General features: G+C 60.9%; 14 protein-coding genes. 3 read left to right on the top strand and 11 right to left on the bottom strand.

Going from position 1 to position 16,205, the window contains the following annotated elements; translation table 11 throughout:
- The first annotated feature begins 31 nt into the window (after positions 1–31).
- Positions 32–1,180, top strand: coding sequence for an ABC transporter substrate-binding protein (locus RSO67_RS09750; protein WP_315843315.1), 1,149 nt, complete (start codon positions 32–34; stop codon positions 1,178–1,180).
- A gap of 65 nt (positions 1,181–1,245) precedes the next feature.
- Here the strand turns inward: RSO67_RS09750 and RSO67_RS09745 are convergent, their stop codons facing one another.
- Genes RSO67_RS09745 through RSO67_RS09735 form a run of 3 tightly spaced genes read right to left on the bottom strand, consistent with a single transcriptional unit; the run spans position 1,246 to position 4,795 of the window.
- Positions 1,246–1,977 (bottom strand): ABC transporter ATP-binding protein, encoded by a 732-nt coding sequence (locus RSO67_RS09745; protein ID WP_315843314.1) that lies wholly within the window; start codon positions 1,975–1,977, stop codon positions 1,246–1,248.
- Positions 1,974–3,749, bottom strand: a complete 1,776-nt coding sequence (locus RSO67_RS09740; protein ID WP_315843313.1) for a branched-chain amino acid ABC transporter ATP-binding protein/permease — start codon at positions 3,747–3,749, stop codon at positions 1,974–1,976. Before RSO67_RS09740 ends, RSO67_RS09745 begins: the two co-directional genes overlap by 4 nt.
- Positions 3,750–3,754: 5 nt before the next feature.
- A complete protein-coding gene (locus RSO67_RS09735) occupies positions 3,755–4,795 on the bottom strand; it encodes a branched-chain amino acid ABC transporter permease (RefSeq protein WP_184511522.1) in 1,041 nt (346 codons plus the stop codon).
- A gap of 185 nt (positions 4,796–4,980) precedes the next feature.
- Between RSO67_RS09735 and RSO67_RS09730 the strand changes: the two genes are divergently transcribed.
- Positions 4,981–5,487, top strand: coding sequence for a MarR family winged helix-turn-helix transcriptional regulator (locus tag RSO67_RS09730; RefSeq protein WP_081421958.1), 507 nt, complete (start codon positions 4,981–4,983; stop codon positions 5,485–5,487).
- 162 nt (positions 5,488–5,649) lie between these two features.
- On the opposite strand, the gene RSO67_RS09725 is transcribed toward RSO67_RS09730, so the two are convergent.
- The 8 genes from RSO67_RS09725 to RSO67_RS09690 all read right to left on the bottom strand — a co-directional run bounded on the left by RSO67_RS09725 (position 5,650) and on the right by RSO67_RS09690 (position 14,955).
- The gene (locus tag RSO67_RS09725; RefSeq protein ID WP_315843312.1) at positions 5,650–6,930 is read right to left on the bottom strand and encodes a glycerate kinase; all 1,281 of its coding nucleotides are present in this window, start codon (positions 6,928–6,930) and stop codon (positions 5,650–5,652) included.
- 192 nt (positions 6,931–7,122) lie between these two features.
- Complete coding sequence (locus RSO67_RS09720; RefSeq protein ID WP_315843311.1) at positions 7,123–8,364, bottom strand: ABC transporter substrate-binding protein; 1,242 nt, start codon at positions 8,362–8,364, stop codon at positions 7,123–7,125.
- 182 nt (positions 8,365–8,546) lie between these two features.
- Entirely contained in the window at positions 8,547–9,788 is a 1,242-nt protein-coding gene (locus RSO67_RS09715; RefSeq protein WP_315843310.1) for an ABC transporter substrate-binding protein, read from the bottom strand.
- A 176-nt stretch (positions 9,789–9,964) separates the two neighbouring features.
- Complete coding sequence (locus RSO67_RS09710) at positions 9,965–11,200, bottom strand: ABC transporter substrate-binding protein (protein WP_315843309.1); 1,236 nt, start codon at positions 11,198–11,200, stop codon at positions 9,965–9,967.
- 157 nt (positions 11,201–11,357) lie between these two features.
- Positions 11,358–12,593, bottom strand: coding sequence for an ABC transporter substrate-binding protein (locus tag RSO67_RS09705; RefSeq protein ID WP_315843308.1), 1,236 nt, complete (start codon positions 12,591–12,593; stop codon positions 11,358–11,360).
- Positions 12,594–12,753: 160 nt separating this feature from the next.
- Positions 12,754–13,977 carry an ABC transporter substrate-binding protein gene (locus tag RSO67_RS09700; protein ID WP_315843307.1) on the bottom strand — a complete coding sequence of 408 codons (1,224 nt, stop codon included), beginning with the start codon at positions 13,975–13,977 and terminating at the stop codon, positions 12,754–12,756.
- 232 nt (positions 13,978–14,209) lie between these two features.
- The gene (locus RSO67_RS09695; RefSeq protein WP_068735058.1) at positions 14,210–14,758 is read right to left on the bottom strand and encodes a sigma-70 family RNA polymerase sigma factor; all 549 of its coding nucleotides are present in this window, start codon (positions 14,756–14,758) and stop codon (positions 14,210–14,212) included.
- The gene (locus RSO67_RS09690) at positions 14,758–14,955 is read right to left on the bottom strand and encodes a NepR family anti-sigma factor (protein ID WP_068735402.1); all 198 of its coding nucleotides are present in this window, start codon (positions 14,953–14,955) and stop codon (positions 14,758–14,760) included. The genes RSO67_RS09695 and RSO67_RS09690 overlap by 1 nt, the downstream gene beginning before the upstream one ends.
- Positions 14,956–15,177: 222 nt before the next feature.
- Here RSO67_RS09690 and RSO67_RS09685 point away from each other — a divergent pair, with 222 nt between their 5' ends.
- Positions 15,178–15,978, top strand: a complete 801-nt coding sequence (locus RSO67_RS09685) for a response regulator (RefSeq protein ID WP_315843306.1) — start codon at positions 15,178–15,180, stop codon at positions 15,976–15,978.
- Positions 15,979–16,205 lie beyond the last annotated feature (227 nt).

Genomic DNA, 16,205 nt, shown 5'->3' with positions numbered 1-16,205 from the left:
GCTCTCTGCGTCCACACGAGAAAGATACGACATGTCCAAGCTTCACCTGGCGATCGCGGCTGTTGCCGTCTCGCTGGCGATTGCCACGCCCGCCGAAACCCAGACCGCCGAGATCACCGTCGGCATCAGCATCTCCACCACGGGCCCTGCGGCGGCGCTGGGCGTGCCCGAGCGCAACGCGCTGGAATTCGTGCCGAAGGACATCGGCGGCGTGCCGTTGAAGCTGATTGTGCTCGACGACGGCGGCGATCCGTCCATCGCCACCACCAATGCGCGCCGGTTCGTGTCGGAATCCAAGGCCGACATCATGGTCGGCTCGTCGATCGTGCCGTCCTCGGTCGCCATCTCGGCGGTCGCCAACGAAGCCGGTGTGCCGCATTTCAGCCTGTCGCCGATGCCGTTCACGCCCGCGCGCGTGAAGTGGTCGGTGGACATGCCGCAGCCGGTCGAGATCGTCGGCAAGGTCATGTACGACCACATGAAGGCCCATGGCGTGAAGACCATCGGCTATGTCGGCTATTCGGATTCCTATGGCGACCTGTGGTTCAACGACCTCAAGGCGCAGACATCAGCGATGGGCATGGCCATCGTCGATGACGAGCGTTTCGCGCGTCCGGATACGTCGATCACCGGCCAGGCGCTGAAGCTGATCGCCGCCAATCCCGATACGATCCTGATCGGCGCGGCCGGCACTGGCGCCGGCATGCCACAGTCCGAGCTGCGTGACCGCGGCTACAAGGGCCTGATCTACCAGACCCACGGCGCGGCCTCGAGTGACTTCATCCGCATTGCCGGAAAATCCGCCGAAGGTGTGCTGATGGCTGCGGGTCCCGTGATGTATCCGGAAGGCCAGCCGGACTCGGCGCTGACCAAGAAGCCCGGCCTTGAACTCAACGCGGCCTACGAGGCCAAATACGGCGCCAACAGCCGCAGCCAGTTCGCCGGCCACGCCTATGACGTGTTCGAAGTGCTGAAGCGCGTCGTGCCCGTGGCGCTGAAGACCGCCAGGCCCGGCACGCCGGAATTCCGCGAAGCCATCCGCCAGGCGCTGATGAGCGAAAAGGAAATCGCCGCGACACAGGGCGTCTACAACTACACCGAACAGGACCGCAACGGCGTCGACGACCGTTCGCGGATCCTGCTGACGGTCAAGGACGGGAAGTACGTTCCGGCGAAGTAAACCGGATTACAGTTCAAACAAGGGCCGGCTGTTACGAGACAGCCGGCCTTTTCATATGATCGAGATCAGATTGCGCTCGCGCCTTCGTGCTGAAAGCCAAGATAGCTCGCCACCACGCGCTGGTTGCTGGCGATATCGCTGGCGGCGCCATCCAGGATGAACTCGCCGAGCTCCATCACATAAGCGCGGTCGGCGATCTTCAGCGCCGCCTGCGCATTCTGCTCGACCAGTAGCACCGAGACGCCGGCAGCCTTCAGCTCACTGACGATGCGGAAGATGTCGGCGACGATAATCGGGGCGAGGCCGAGGCTTGGTTCGTCGAGCATCAGCAGCTTCGGCGCGCCCATCAGTGCGCGGCCCATGGCCAGCATCTGCTGTTCGCCGCCCGACAATGTGCCGGCGAGCTGCTTGCGGCGCTCCTTCAGGCGCGGGAACAGGGCGTAGACGTGCTCGAAAGATCGCGCGGCAGTCGCCTTGTCGATACGGAAGGCGCCGAGCAGCAGGTTGTCTTCCACATTCATCGTGGCGAACAATTCGCGATGTTCGGGTACGAGGCTGAGGCCGGCAGCGACGCGGTCCTCGATGTCGATCTTGGAGACGTCCTGTCCGGCGAATGTCACGCCGCCTTTCAGCGGAAGGATACCCATCACCGCATTGAGCAGCGTGGTCTTGCCGGCGCCGTTGGCGCCAATGATCGTGACGATCTCGTCGGCGCGAACCTCGAGATTGACCGCACGCACGGCCTCGACCTTGCCATAGGCGACATGCGCATCAGTGACTTGTAGCAACGCGCTCATGCGACCGCTCCCAGATAGGCCTTGATGACGTCGGGATTGGTCTTGATGTCAGCCGGTGTGCCCTCGGCGATCTTGGTCCCGAAATCGAGCACCACGATGCGATTGGCGAGATTCATGACGAAGCCCATGTCGTGTTCGACCAGCAGCACCGACATGCCGCCATCGCGCAGCTGCCGCAGCAGCGATGCCAGTTGCTGCTTCTCCATGTGGCGCAGGCCGGCGGCGGGCTCGTCGAGCAGCAGCAGCATCGGATCGACGCAAAGTGCGCGGGCGATCTCGACGATGCGCTGCTGGCCGAGCGACAAGGATCCTGCGAGCTGGTTTATCTGGTCGCCGAGACCGACACGTTCGATCTGCTTGGCGGCTTCCGCGAGCAGCTTCGCTTCGTCGGCGCGGTCGAGCCGCAGCATGCTGGCGATGGCACCCGAACGTCCGCGCAGATGCGCACCGAGGGCGACGTTTTCCAGCACGGTCATGTCGGGCACCAGCTTCACATGCTGGAAGGTACGGGCAATGCCGAGCTTGACGATCTCCTGCGGCGGCGCGCCGGACGCACTCTTGCCGAGTACCGTGACCTTGCCGGCGGTCGCGGCCAGTACGCCGGTGATGAGGTTGAAGGTCGTGCTCTTGCCGGCGCCGTTGGGGCCGATCAAAGCGACGATCTCGCGCGCCTGCACATTGAACGACACGTCGTTGACGGCGACGACGCCGCCGAACTGTTTGCGTGCCTTGTCGACCTGCAGCAATACGCCGGTGTCCGGACGGTGGTCGTTCCGGGCGGGCAGTGCATCCGCTGGCGTGGGGCGCTTGCGGCTGTCGCCAGACGGCAGCCACGCGGTCAGCCACGGCCACATGCCGGTCGGCGCGAGCTGGAGCAGCGCGACGAGCAGGATGCCGAACACGATGGTTTCGAGCTGGCCGCCGCCGCCGCCGAAGATCAGCGGCAGATAGCTTTGCAGTACTTCCTTGAGGATCACGACCACGGCCGCACCGAGCACACCGCCCCAGACATAGCCGGCGCCGCCAACCACCGCGATGAACAGATATTCGATGCCGAGATGCGGTCCGAACGGCGTCGGATTCGCAGCACGCTGGAAATGCGCATAGAGCCAGCCGGACAGACCGGCGAGAACTGCTGCGTAGATGAAGACCAGGAGCTTCGCGCGCGCCGTCTGCACGCCGAAGGCTTCGGCAGCAATGTGGCCGCGGCGTAGCGCGCGGATGGCGCGGCCGGTCCGCGAGTCCAGCAGGTTCATCGACAGCAGCGCGCAGATGATGACCGCGATCCAGATCGGGAAATAGATCGAGCCGGGATCCAGCATCTTCCACGTGCCGATCGACAGTGGCGGGATGCCCGAAATGCCGTCGTTACGGCCGAGGAATTCCAGCTTGCTGAACAGGTAGAACAGGCTGATGCCCCAGGCGATGGTGCCGAGCGGAAGATAGTGGCCCGACAGACGCATGGTGATGATGCCGAGCAGCACCGCGGCGAGGCCCGAGACGATCAGTGACATCGGCAGCGTCAGCCACGGCGACATGCCATAGGCGGTGGTGAGATAGGCCGTCGTATAGGCGCCGAAACCGCAGAACGCCGCCTGGCCGAATGAGGTCAGGCCGCCGACGCCCGTGAGCAACACGAGGCCCATGGCGACGAGCGCGGCGAGGCCGATATTGTCGAGCAGCACGATCCAGAATGGCGGCACACCCGGCACGAACGGGATCGCGGCCATTACCAGCGCGAAGACGAGAATGGGAAGGAGACGCTGTTGCATGGCGTTTAATCCTTCTCTTCTTCGACTTCAGGTGCGGCGAGCGAGCGCAGCACCAGAACCGGAAGGATCAGCGTGAAGACGATGACCTCTTTGTAGTTGCTCGCATAGAACGACGAGAAGGCCTCGACGCAGCCAACCAGGATCGCGGCGGCGGCCGTCAGTGGATAGCTGACGAGGCCGCCGATGATTGCGGCGACGAAGCCCTTCAGGCCAATCAGGAAGCCGGTGTCGTAATAGAGCGTGGTGATCGGCACGATCAGAATGCCTGAGATGGCGCCGATGACCGAGGCCAGCAGGAATGCGATCTGACCCGACAGTGAGGTGCGGATGCCGGCGAGGCGAGCACCGAGGCGGTTTACCGCCGTGGCGCGGAGCGCCTTGCCATAAAGCGTGTAACCGAAGAACAGCCACAACCCGACGATCAGCGCGATCGTGATCCCATAGACGGCGATGCTTTGGCCGGTGAAGCGCAGCGCGCCGATGGTGATGGCGTCAGACGAGATCGCAGGGCCGCGCTGGCCTTCGGCGCCGAAGAAGACGAGGCCGAAGCCCTGTAGCGCCAGGTGGCAGCCCACGGAGGCGATCAGCAGTACCAGAACCGATGTGTGGGCGATCGGCTGGAACGCGATGCGATAGAGATAAAGGCCGATGGCGGCAACGATCAGCAGCGACAGCGCGATGTTGAGGGCGATATTCCCCGGCCGTCCACCCAGCGCCCACATCACGCCCCAGATCGCCAGCGGGAACACGATATTGACCGCAATCGAGCGCAGTACGCGCTTGGCATGGAGCGCCTTGCGGAAGGTGAAGAGATCGAAGGCAAAGGCCACGACGCCCATGGCGACGGCGAGCTTGATGGTGCCCGGCATCTGGCCGGCCGAGAGGCTGGCATAGGTCAGCGCACCAAAAGTGATGAATTCGCCCTGGGGGATCAGGATGATGCGTGTAACCGCAAAGACCAGCACCAGGGCCAGCCCGAGCAGCGCATAGATCGCGCCATTGGTGATGCCGTCCTGCAAAAGGAACAGCAAAATCGTCGTATTCAAAGCCGCGCGCTCCCCCACACTGTCTGGCGCGCCGGATACCACAGGCGCGGGACGATCAACAATGGCGGTTGAAACCCGCCGTCTATTTGATATACTTCATAACGATTATTGAACATAATCTCAAGGCCTGTCGCACGTCGACCGGGTGTTTCATTCAAGCCGCCGGGTATCGCGGAAAGCGAGCGATGACTGTTTCAAAGATGACGTCTCAGGATCAAGCCAAGCAGGTTGCGCCCGTCGGGTTCGACGAGGAGGGCGGTGCGCTGCAGCTCGGCGAACTGTCCGAACTGCTGGGCTATTCGCTGAAACGCGCGCAGTTGAAGGTGTTTGAAGACTTCCTGCGCTGCATGGCGCCGCTGCAGCTGACGCCGGCGCAATTCTCAGTCCTGCTGCTGCTGGATAAGAACCCGGGTCGTAACCAGACCGAAATCGCCAATACGCTCGGTATTCTCCGTCCGAATTTCGTTTCGCTGCTTGACGCTCTGGAGAGCCGCGACTTGCTGACGCGGATGCGCTCGCCGAGCGACCGCCGCTCGCATGTGCTGATGCTCACCGACAAGGGGCGTGCCACGCTGGCCCGCGCCAAGAAGCTGGTGGCGACGCGGCATGAAGCGCGGCTGATCGAGGTGCTGGGGCCGGCCGAGCACAAAGCGCTGCTGGGGATGATGGCGAAGATTGCTAGAGAGTTTTAGCCAAACACCCGTCATTCCGGGGCGGACCGGCGCCGCAGGCGAGGGACCGAGCCCAGAACCTCGACATGTTCATCACTCCTGGATTCCCCGCCACTCCAAACGGAGTGGCTGAGGTTCGCGAGCGCCAAGTAGCGCCCCGTGCCCCGGAATGACAGTGTGTGGTTAGTCCACTAAAATTACTCTGATATCATTCACATTGGTCAGCGTCGGCCCGGTCTGCAGCAGATCGCCTGTCGCGGTGAAGAACGTCGTCGCGTCGTTATTCGCCAGCGTTGCCTTCGCATCGAGCTTCTGCGCGCGCATGGCCTCGAACGTACGTGCATCGATGATCGCGCCGGCGGGATCGCTGGCGCTGCCGGCGCCGCCATCGGCGCCGTCGGTATCTCCGGCGAGCGCGACAATGCCTGTCGTATCCTTGAAAGCATCCGCTAGCGCCAACGCGTATTCCTGGTTCGGGCCGCCGCGGCCGTTGCCAGTGACGGTCACCGTGAGTTCGCCGCCGGAGAGGATGGCGAGCTTCTTGCCGTCGGCCTTGGCCTTAAGCGCCAGCTTCGCATGCTTGGCGGCAACCTCGCGCGCTTCGCCTTCGAGATCGGCGCCGAGATCGATGATCTCATAGCCTGCATCTTTCGCCACCTTGATCGCGGCATCCAGCGACTCGCGCGGACGTGCGATCAGCTCAAAGCGTGCGCGCGCGAACGCCGCGTCATCCGGCTTCACGCTTTCATTGCCTTCGTCGTTGAGGGCCGCACGCACCGCATCGTCGATGGTGAGATTGAACTTCGCGATGATGGCGCGCGCATCGGCCAGCGTTGTTGTATCCGGCACCGTCGGTCCCGATGCGATCACCGCGGGATCGTCATGCGGCACGTCGGAAATCGCCAGCGCGACGATCTCCGCCTTCTGGCCGGCGCGGGCGAGGCGGCCGCCCTTGATGCGTGAGAGATGCTTGCGCACCGTGTTGATCTCGCCGATCACGGCGCCAGAGCGCAGCAGCGCGCGGTTGAGCTGCTGCTTCTGCTGGAAGGTGATGCCCGCCACTGGCGCGGTCCAGTTGGCGGAGCCGCCGCCGGAGATCAAGACCAGCAGGAGGTCGTCCGCGGTGGCTTCCGCTGCGAGTTTGAGGCTGTCGTCGGCACCCTTGAGGCCCGCTTCATCGGGCACGGGATGGCCGGCCTCAACCACACGGATGCGCCGTGTCGGCACGTCATGGCCATGGCGCGTGGTGGCGATGCCGGTGAGGCGCGCGGGATCGAGTTTCAGCGTGTCGAGATAGTGCTTTTCCGCGGCGGCAGCCATGGCGGCGGCTCCCTTGCCGGCGGCGAGGCAGATGATGCGGCCCTTCGGCGGCGCCGGCAGGTGGGCGCTGAGGATGACATCGGGATGGGCCGCAGCAACTGCGGCATCGAAAATTGCGCGGAGCAGGGGGCGTTTATCGGTCATGCCCGGGGTTATGCCGCTCATTGAGGGAGGCGGCAAGCGCTTCTCCTCGCCCCCGGACGCGGCGCAGCCGCGGCTGGTGGGAGAGGGGGCTTCGCTTAAGAAGCAAGGAGCCCTCTCTCGCCTTCGCTTCACTCAGGCACCCTCTCCCGCGGCGCGCAGCTTCGCTGCGCTGGGGGAGAGGGGAAGTAAGAGCTAACCGCCCTTGCCGCTTTCGCCGAGTTCACCGGTCAACACGTCGCCGAACAGTTTCCAGTTCTCGCCCTCGAAACGCATCAGCTGCATCTGCTCGATGGGCGAGAAGTCGGTTGGCGAGGTATTGACTTTCACGCCCGGGAGCAGCGTCGACTGCTGGACGTCTTGCAGGTTCGCCGCCTGCTTCATCACATTGGCGCGGGTGAGATCGTCGCCGCACTGTTTGAGCAGGATCGCCATGGTCTCGGCGATGTTGTAGCCGGACATCAGCGAACTGTCGGCCGGGTTGCCGTCCGGGACATATTTGGCCAGGAACTCACGGTAGGCCTTGATGCCCGGATCGTCCTTCCACTGCGGGTCGGTGGCGTCCTTGGAGTAATGCGCGGAGAGCAAGCCCTGCGCGTTCTCGAAGCCTGCGGGACGCAGCACCTGACCGATGGAGACGCTGACGCCCGGCACGATCATGGTCGGCTTCCAGCCGAGTTCGGCGACCTTCTTGATGGTCTGCGCGGCAAACTTCGGCGTTGCGAAGATGATGACAACGTCGGGATTAAGCGACTTCATCTTGACGATGTGGGAATCCACAGTCGGCTCGGTCAGCTCATAGCTCTCCTCGATCACAATCGAAGATGCCTTGTCGCCGAGGCCGTCCTTGACGCCCTTCAGATAGTCCTTGCCGAAGTCGTCATTCTGGTAGAGCACGCCGATCTTGGCGCCGGCCTTTTCCTTCAAAAGGTACTTGGCATAGATGCGGCCTTCGCTCTGGTAGCTGGGCAGCCAGCCCATGGTCCAGGGGAAGTTCTTCGGATCGGCCCATTTGGTGGCGCCAGTGGCCAGAAACAGTTGCGGCACCTTCTTGGCGTTGAGATATTTCTGGATCGCCGTATTGGACGGCGTGCCGAGCGCCGAGAACATCAAGAGCACTTCGTCGGACTCGACGAGCTTGCGGGTCTGCTCGACAGCCTTCGGTGGCGAATAGGCGTCATCGTAGGAGATGTAGTTGATCATGCGGCCGTTGATGCCACCCTTGTCGTTGATCATCTTGAAATAGCCGGCCTGTGTCTTGCCGACGGCGCCATAGGCCGAGGCCGGTCCGCTATAGGGCACGATGTTGCCGAGCTTGATTTCGGTGTCGCTGGCGCCGGTGTCGTATTTCTTTTGGGCGAGGACGTGGGTCGAGGAAATGGCGAGTAACATGGTCGCGGCCGAGAGCGACAATAGCCGCGCGGACGTGGCAGACATTTGAGTTCCTTCCCTTGCTTGCAAGGCGAGATTTTCTTGTTCTGCAGGCTCTTTTGCGCCTGCGAGATAGTCATACCGCGATTGCACAATGGCTCAAATGGAAAGCGACCAAAAACGCAATAAGGCCCGCGCTGTTTTTGACGCGGGCCTCACGTATTTTCCGTTATGTGGAATGAGGGCGATCAGCCGCCTACATCAGCGCTAATGACCTCGCCGAACAGCTCCCATTTATCGCCTTTGAAACGCATCAGCTGAAGCTGGCTGATCGGCGCAAAGTCGGTCGCAGATGTGTTGATCTTGATGCCGGGCAGCAGCACCTCGGTTCGGAAGTCCTTCAGGCTGGCCGCCTGCTTCATGACGTTTTCGCGGGTCAGGTTGTCACCGCACTTCTTGAGAACCTCAACCAGCGTCTGGGCGACCCCGTAACCGGTGACGATCAATCCATCGAGCTTGTTGCCTTCCGGAAAATCCTTGTCGAGGAAGGCGAGAAACTCCTTCATGCCGGGGTCGTTATTCCACTGGGTGTCCGCCACGTCCTTCAGATACGCAGCGGAAATAATGTCCTGCGAGTTTTCGAAGCCGGCCGGCTTCATCACGCTGCCGATCGAGTTGGACACGTTGTTGAGGAAGTGCATCGGTTTCCAGCCGATCTCGGCGGCCTTTTTGATAGCCTGCGCCGCAAATTTCGGCGTCGTGATGTTGACGAACACGTCGGCGTTCAACGACTTCAGCTTGACGATGTGATTGTCGATGGTCGGCTCGGAGGTCTCGTAGCTCTCCTCCACCACGATCATCGAAGCGGCCTTTGCGCCAAGGCCGTCCTTCAGACCTTTGAGGTAGTCCTTGCCGTAGTCATCGTTCTGGTAAAGGACGGCAATCTTCGCGCCGGGCTTTTCCTTCAAAAGATATTTCGCATAGATCTGCGTCTCGCTCTGGTAGTTGGGCTGCCAGCCCATGGTCCAGGGGAAGTCCTTCGGGTCGTTCCACTTGGTGGCGCCGGTGGCCACGAACAATTGCGGCACCTTCTTGCTGTTCATGTATTTCTGGATTGCCGAGTTCGGCGGTGTGCCCAGCGAGTTGAACACCAGCAGAACTTCGTCCGATTCCACCAGCTTGCGCGCCTGCTCGACGGTCTTTGGCGGCGAATAGGCGTCGTCATAACTGATGAAGTTGATCTTGCGGCCGTTGATGCCGCCAGCAGCATTGATCTTCTTGAAGTAGGCTTCCTCGGTTTTTCCGATCACGCCATAGGCGGAGGCGGGTCCGCTATAGGGCATGATGTTGCCGATCTTGATTTCGGTATCCGAGGCGCCGGTGTCGTATTTTTTCTGGGCGAGCGCGCCGGTGGCGGACGCGGCGAGCAAAGCCAAGCCAGCCAAATAGGCGGCTGGAAACGTGGCCAAACGCAAGTGCATTGCGGGCATTTCTGATCTCCCTGATCAATTGTGATGTGTCATGTTTCTTGACGTGGAGCTCTGCGGCTCCTGACGACATTCAACACCCGCGCGGGATCGCCAGCAAGAAAAAGCCCCCGCGACGTGGTCGCGAGAGCGGTATAATTCGTGTTCGCTGATGCAGCAGAGCTGCAGGCGCTGCAGAGTTATTGCGTGACGGCGTCGGCGCTGAAGATCTCGCCGAAGCGCTCCCATTTGTCGCCCTTGAAGCGCTGCATCTGCAATTGCGAGATCGGCGCGAAATCGGTGGGCGAGGTATTGATGGTGATGCCCGGCAGCAGCGTGTCGGGGGTAAAGTCCTTCAGGTTGGCGGTCTGCTTCATGACATTCGCCCGGGTCAGGTCGTCGCCGCACATCTGCAGCACCTTGACCAGCGTCTGCGCAGCACCATAGCCATAGACCGTGCTCGAATCCGCTTTGTTGGCGTCCGGCATGTATTTGTCGAGGAACACGTTCCACTTCTTCATGCCGGGATCGTCCTTCCATTGTGAATCGGTGCCGTCCTTGGTGTAGGAGGCCGACAGTACGCCCTGCGCATTGTCGAAGCCGGCGGGCTGCATCACCGCTCCCACGGAGACGCTGACATTGGCGAGGATCTGCAACGGCTTCCAGCCAAGCTCGGCGGTCTTCTTGATAGTCTGTGCCGCGAATTTTGGCGTCGTGAAGATCATCAGTACGTCGGGGTTCGCAGCTTTCAGCTTCACCACATGGGTGTCGATGGTCGGTTCGGCGATCTCGTAGCTATCCTCGATGGTGATCATCGATGCTGCCTTGTCGCCGAGGCCGTCCTTGAAGCCCTTCAGATAGTCCTTGCCGAAATCGTCGTTCTGGTAAAGCACGCCGATTTTCGCGTTCGGCTTCTCCTTCAGAAGATACTTCGCATAGATCTGTGCTTCGCTCTGATAGGAGGGTTGCCAGCCGATCGTCCAGGGGAAGTTCTTTGGATCGTTCCATTTGGTGGCGCCGGTGGCGACGAAGAGCTGCGGCACTTTCTTGCCGTTCAGATATTTCTGGATCGCGGTATTGGACGGCGTGCCGAGTGGATTGAACACCACCAGCACCTCGTCGGATTCGACCAGCCTTCGCACCTGCTCCACGGCTTTCGGCGGCGAATAGGCGTCGTCGTAACTGATGAAGTTGATCTTGCGTCCGTTGATGCCACCTTGTGCGTTGATCATGTTGAAATAGGCGGTCTCGGTCTTGCCGATCGTTCCATAGGCAGACGCGGGGCCGCTATAAGGGATGATGTTGCCGATCTTGATTTCAGTATCGGTGGCGCCGGTGTCGTATTTCTTCTGCGCGAGCGCGCCGGACACACTGGCGGCCAGAAGCGTCATAGCAGCAGGCAGTGCTGCAAGGCGCATGGATCGTGCGAGCATCATGGATCTCCGTGATCATTTCTTCCCAGGTCTTTGGTGGAGTTCTGCGACTCCTGTCCGCATTGAATACCCCTGATGCGCCAGTCACAAGAATAAGCCCCTGCGACCAAATCGCAGGGGCTCCGTTGTTCTAGTGGTGCAGTGCAAAGTGCTGCGGGTACTAGTCCGCCGCAGTCGTGTCGGCATTGATCACGTCGCCGAACAGCTCCCACTTGTCGCCCTTGAAGCGCATCATCCGCAACTGCGCGATCGGTGCATAGTCGGTGGCCGAGGTGGATATGGTGATGCCCGGCAGCAGCGTGTCTGGCGCGAAGTCTTTCAGGCTTGCCGCCTGCTTCATGACATTCTCGCGGGACAGGTTGTCGCCGCACATCTCCAGCACCTTCACCAGCGTCTGCGCGGCGCCATAACCGTAGACGAGGCTGTTGTCGGTGCGGTCGGCACCCGGCATGTATTTGTCGATGAAGGCCGACCATTTCTTCATGCCCGGGTCGTCCTTCCACTGGGAGTCCGCGCCGTCCTTGCGGTAGTCAGCCGACAGCACGCCCTGCGCATTGTCGAAGCCGGCGGGCTGCATCACTGCTCCGACGGAGACGCTGACATTGGTGACGAGCTGCAGCGGCTTCCAGCCGAGTTCACCGATCTTCTTGATGCCCTGGGCTGCGAATTTCGGCGTCACGAAATGGACGACGACATCGGGATTGAGCGACTTCACCTTCACGATGTGGGAATCGATGGTCGGCTCGGAGATCTCATAGCTCTCTTCCGTGACCAGCATCGTGGTAGCCTTGGCACCCAGCGCTTCTTTGAACGCCTTCTGGTAGTCCTTGCCGAAATCGTCGTTCTGATAGATCACCGCGACCTTGGCGTCCGGCTTCTCCTTCATCAGATATTTTGCGTAGATTTGTGCTTCGACCGCGTAACTCGGCTGCCAGCCCATCGTCCACGGGAAGTGCTTCGGATCGTTCCACTTGCTGGCGCCGGTGGCGACGAAAAGTTGTGGTACCTTCTTGGCATTCATGTATTTCTGGAACGCCGTATTCGACGGTGTACCAAGCGAATTGAAGATGAACAGTGCCTCGTCGCTTTCGACCAGCTTACGGGCCTGTTCGACCGCCTTCGGCGGCGAATAGGCGTCGTCATAGCTGATGAAGTTAACCTTGCGGCCGTTGATGCCGCCCTGGTCGTTGATCATCTTGAAATAGGCTGTTTCGGTCTTGCCGATCAGTCCGTAGGACGAGGCAGGGCCGCTATACGGCATAATGTTGCCGATCTTGATTTCGGTGTCAGTGGCGCCGGTGTCGTATTTCTTCTGGGCCAACGCGCTGCTGCTGGCTGCGACGCTGAGGGCCGCGGCAACCGACAAAGTCAGTGCGCGCGATCGGATCCAAGGCATTTCAGAACTCCCTAATTTTTATTCGTCTTGTTTTGCGGGCCTTTGCGGCTCCGGCCGGATTGAACACCGTTCGCGTGTATGCGGCAACAAAAAGCCCCTCGCGATGACACCGCGAAGGGCTGCTTTATTGGGCAATGGATATGCCGTTCCCCGGTATAATTCAGCGGCTGATCTCGCCCGAGATCACAGGGCCAAATAGCTCCCATTTGTCGCCCTTGAAGCGCATCATCTGCAACTGTTCGATCGGGTAGAAATCAGTCGCGGACGTGTTGAGCTTGACGCCCGGCAGCATCGTGTCCGGCGCGAAGTCCTTCAGGCTGGCGGCTTGCTTCATCACATTGGCACGGGTGAGATCGTCGCCGGCCTGCCTCAGCACTTGAACCATGGTCTGCGCCGCGCCATAGCCGTAGACTGCCGAGATGTCGTTGCGGCGGGCGTCCGGAGCGTATTTGGCCAGGAACGCATAGAAGCGCTGCATGCCGGGGTCGTTGTCCCATTGCGGATCCGAGCCGTCCTTGGCGTAATAGGCCGACAGGATGCCCTGCGAGATCTCCTGTCCGGCCGGCTTCAGCACGGAGCTGATCGATGCGCTGGCATAGCCCTGGATGTAGAGCGGCTTCCAGCCGAGTTCGGAGACCTTGCGGATACTCTGGACTGCCGACTTCGGTGTCGTGACGCTGATGAACGTATCGGCGCCGGAGGCTTTCAAATTGATGATGTGGCTATCGATGGTCGGCTCGGTGACCTCATAGCTTTCGGCGGCGATCAGCATGCCCCCAGCTTTGTCGCCGAGACCATCCTTCAGGCCCTTCAGCACGTCCTTGCCGAGGTCGTCGTTCTGATAGAGCACCGCGATCTTCGCGTCGGGCTTTTCGGTCAGCAGATATTTCGCATAGATGCGGCCCTCGCTCTCATAGGGCGGCTGCCATGCCATGGTCCACGGGAAAGCCTTGTAATTGCCAAAATAGGTCGCGCCGGCGGCGACGAACAGTTGCGGCACTTTCTTGATGTTGAGATATTTCTGGATCGCTGCATTGGACGGTGTGCCGAGCGGATTGAACACCACGAGCACCTCGTCGGATTCGACCAGCTTGCGTGCCTGCTCGACGGCCTTGGACGGATTATAGGCATCGTCATAGCTGATGAAATTGATCTTGCGGCCGTTGATGCCGCCCTGATCGTTGATCATACGGAAATAGGCGGCCTCGATGATGCCCGCGATGCCATAGGCCGAAGCCGGCCCGCTATAGGGCATGATGTTGCCGATCTTGATCTCGGTGTCGGATGCGCCGGGATCGTATTGTTTCTGCGCGAGAGCATGACCTGCGCAGGCGATGCTCAGTGCGGCGGCAAGCGAGATTGTTCGTGGTCGAAAGGCAGGCATCCCCGGTTGGTCCTCGTACAGCAGTCGCGAGGCGTTAATGGCATGTGCATCAACAAAAATCCCCGGCGATGTAAGCGCGAGGGGCACTTTCTGTGTGGCGGAAAGATGGTGGCGGTTCCTTCGCCCCGATTGTGGAAGAAGTCGGCGCGCTGCTGATGCAGTCATACCAACTCATACAAAAAAAAGCGGCCACCGAAGTGACCGCTTGTCTTGCCTCAATTGTCGGATCGAACTAACCGCCCGATCCGCCGATCACTGCGCGGACGGTATCGTCCGGGCCGAAGTCTTCTGCGCCATCCACATAGAGCAAGGCGCTGAGCTTCGAGCGCGCGCGATTGACGCGGCTCTTGATGGTGCCGACGGCGCAACCGCAGATCGTGGCCGCGTCCTCATAGGAGAAGCCCGATGCGCCGACGAGAATAAGCGCTTCGCGCTGATCCTGCGGAAGCTTCTCAAGCGCCGCGCGAAACTCCTCAAATTCCAGATGGGCGTTTTGTGCCGGCTGGGTCTTCAGAGTCTTGGCATAGCTGCCATCCGCATCCTCCACCTCACGCCGCCGCTTGCGATAGTCCGACCGGAACAGGTTACGCAGAATGGTGAACAACCACGCAGGCAGATTCGAGCCAACCTGGAAGGAGTCGATATTGGCGAGCGCGCGCAACAGCGTTTCCTGTACGAGGTCATCGGCCCGGTCGCCGTTGCCGGAGAGCGAGATCGCGAAGGCGCGCAGGCTAGGCACCGACGCCAGAATGTCGTCGCGGAGTGAGTCTGTGAGAGGCATTATTCCCCTCCTTCATTTTTGCCAGGATCGCCAGCGATCTGGGCTTGAGCCTCAGCCCCGTCCAGCTTGCGGATCAGCTCCGCAAATCGGTCCGGCACGCCCTGTCGCACGACATCGTCGTACATCGCGCGCAACTGATGCCCGATCCGTGACTGGATTTCGGCGTTTAATCCGCCCTTCGGCTTCACATCTTTCATGACCCGTTCCACATTCCCCAGAAGATACGCCCCCTGGAATTGAGAAATTTTCTTGATTTTTGAAGCCTTTGCGGCGTCTGTTCGCGATCTTAATGCGGAGCGCGGCGGAAAGTTCCGACCTCGTGGAACTTTTGTCCGACTGGGACGTAGACACGCACATCGAAGGAACCGGTCGTATTCCGATACCCCTTTGACTTTGATTTAGAACAGGATGGAGTGGGGATGTCCCGATCACAGCTCGTAGCTGAACACTTGCCGCTATTGCGGCGCTATGCCCGAGCCCTCACGGGCAACCAGGCCTCAGGCGATGCCTATGTAGGCGCCATGCTGGAAGCGTTGCTGCAAGACCAGTCGCTGCTCGACGAACAACACGGCGCCCGCGCCGGCTTGTTTCGTCTGTTCACCCAGATTTGGAACTCTGTCGCCTTGAATGACAATCCGGATGTCGCGCCGCTGCAGGCTGCGTCCGAGAAGCGCATTTCCAACATTACCCCGCTGCCACGACAGGCCTTCCTGTTGCTGTCGCTCGAAGGCTTCTCGGAAGAGGAGGTCGCCTTCGTACTCGACGCTGATGTGGCGGAAGTGCGTTCGCTGGCCGACACGGCCGGCCGCGAAATGGCCGCCGAGATCGCCACCGACGTTCTGATCATCGAGGACGAGACCTTCATCGCGATGGATCTCGAAAGCCTCGTGAAGAATCTCGGTCATAACGTCATCGGCGTTGCCCGCACCCATGCGGATGCGGTGGCGCTCGCGAAGAACAAGAAGCCCGGCCTGATCCTCGCCGATATCCAGCTCGCCGATGGCAGCTCGGGTCTCGACGCGGTGAACGAGTTGCTGCGCATCTTCGAAGTGCCGGTGGTCTTCATCACCGCCTATCCGGAGCGTTTTCTAACCGGCGAACGTCCGGAGCCGGCCTTCCTGATCTCGAAGCCGTTCCAGCCCGCGATGGTCTCGGCCGTCGCCAGCCAGGCGCTGTTCTTTCAGCGCAACTCGAAGAATAAGACCGCTAGGGCGTCCTGATCTCATTTTATCGATGCGATTGCAGCGGCCGGGCCACGCCCGGCCGTTTTTGTTTGGGCGATGCGGCGCGGTAGATAATAACTGCCCAATAAGTCCGCTGTCCTTGCGCAAACTATCAGCGAGCGGCGGGAAGGGGTCGGCACTATTGTGTTGAAGCAGCGATCAATGCCGATATCATCCCCCGATAGGCGGCATATTGCCACGTCCCGCAGGGGTGTGGCCGGCTG

It is taken from the genome of Tardiphaga sp. 709 (genome assembly GCF_032401055.1).
In the GTDB taxonomy this organism is placed as follows: domain Bacteria; phylum Pseudomonadota; class Alphaproteobacteria; order Rhizobiales; family Xanthobacteraceae; genus Tardiphaga.
The sequence above is the reverse complement of the archived record's forward strand: the minus strand, read 5'-3'. Positions and strand labels throughout refer to the sequence as shown.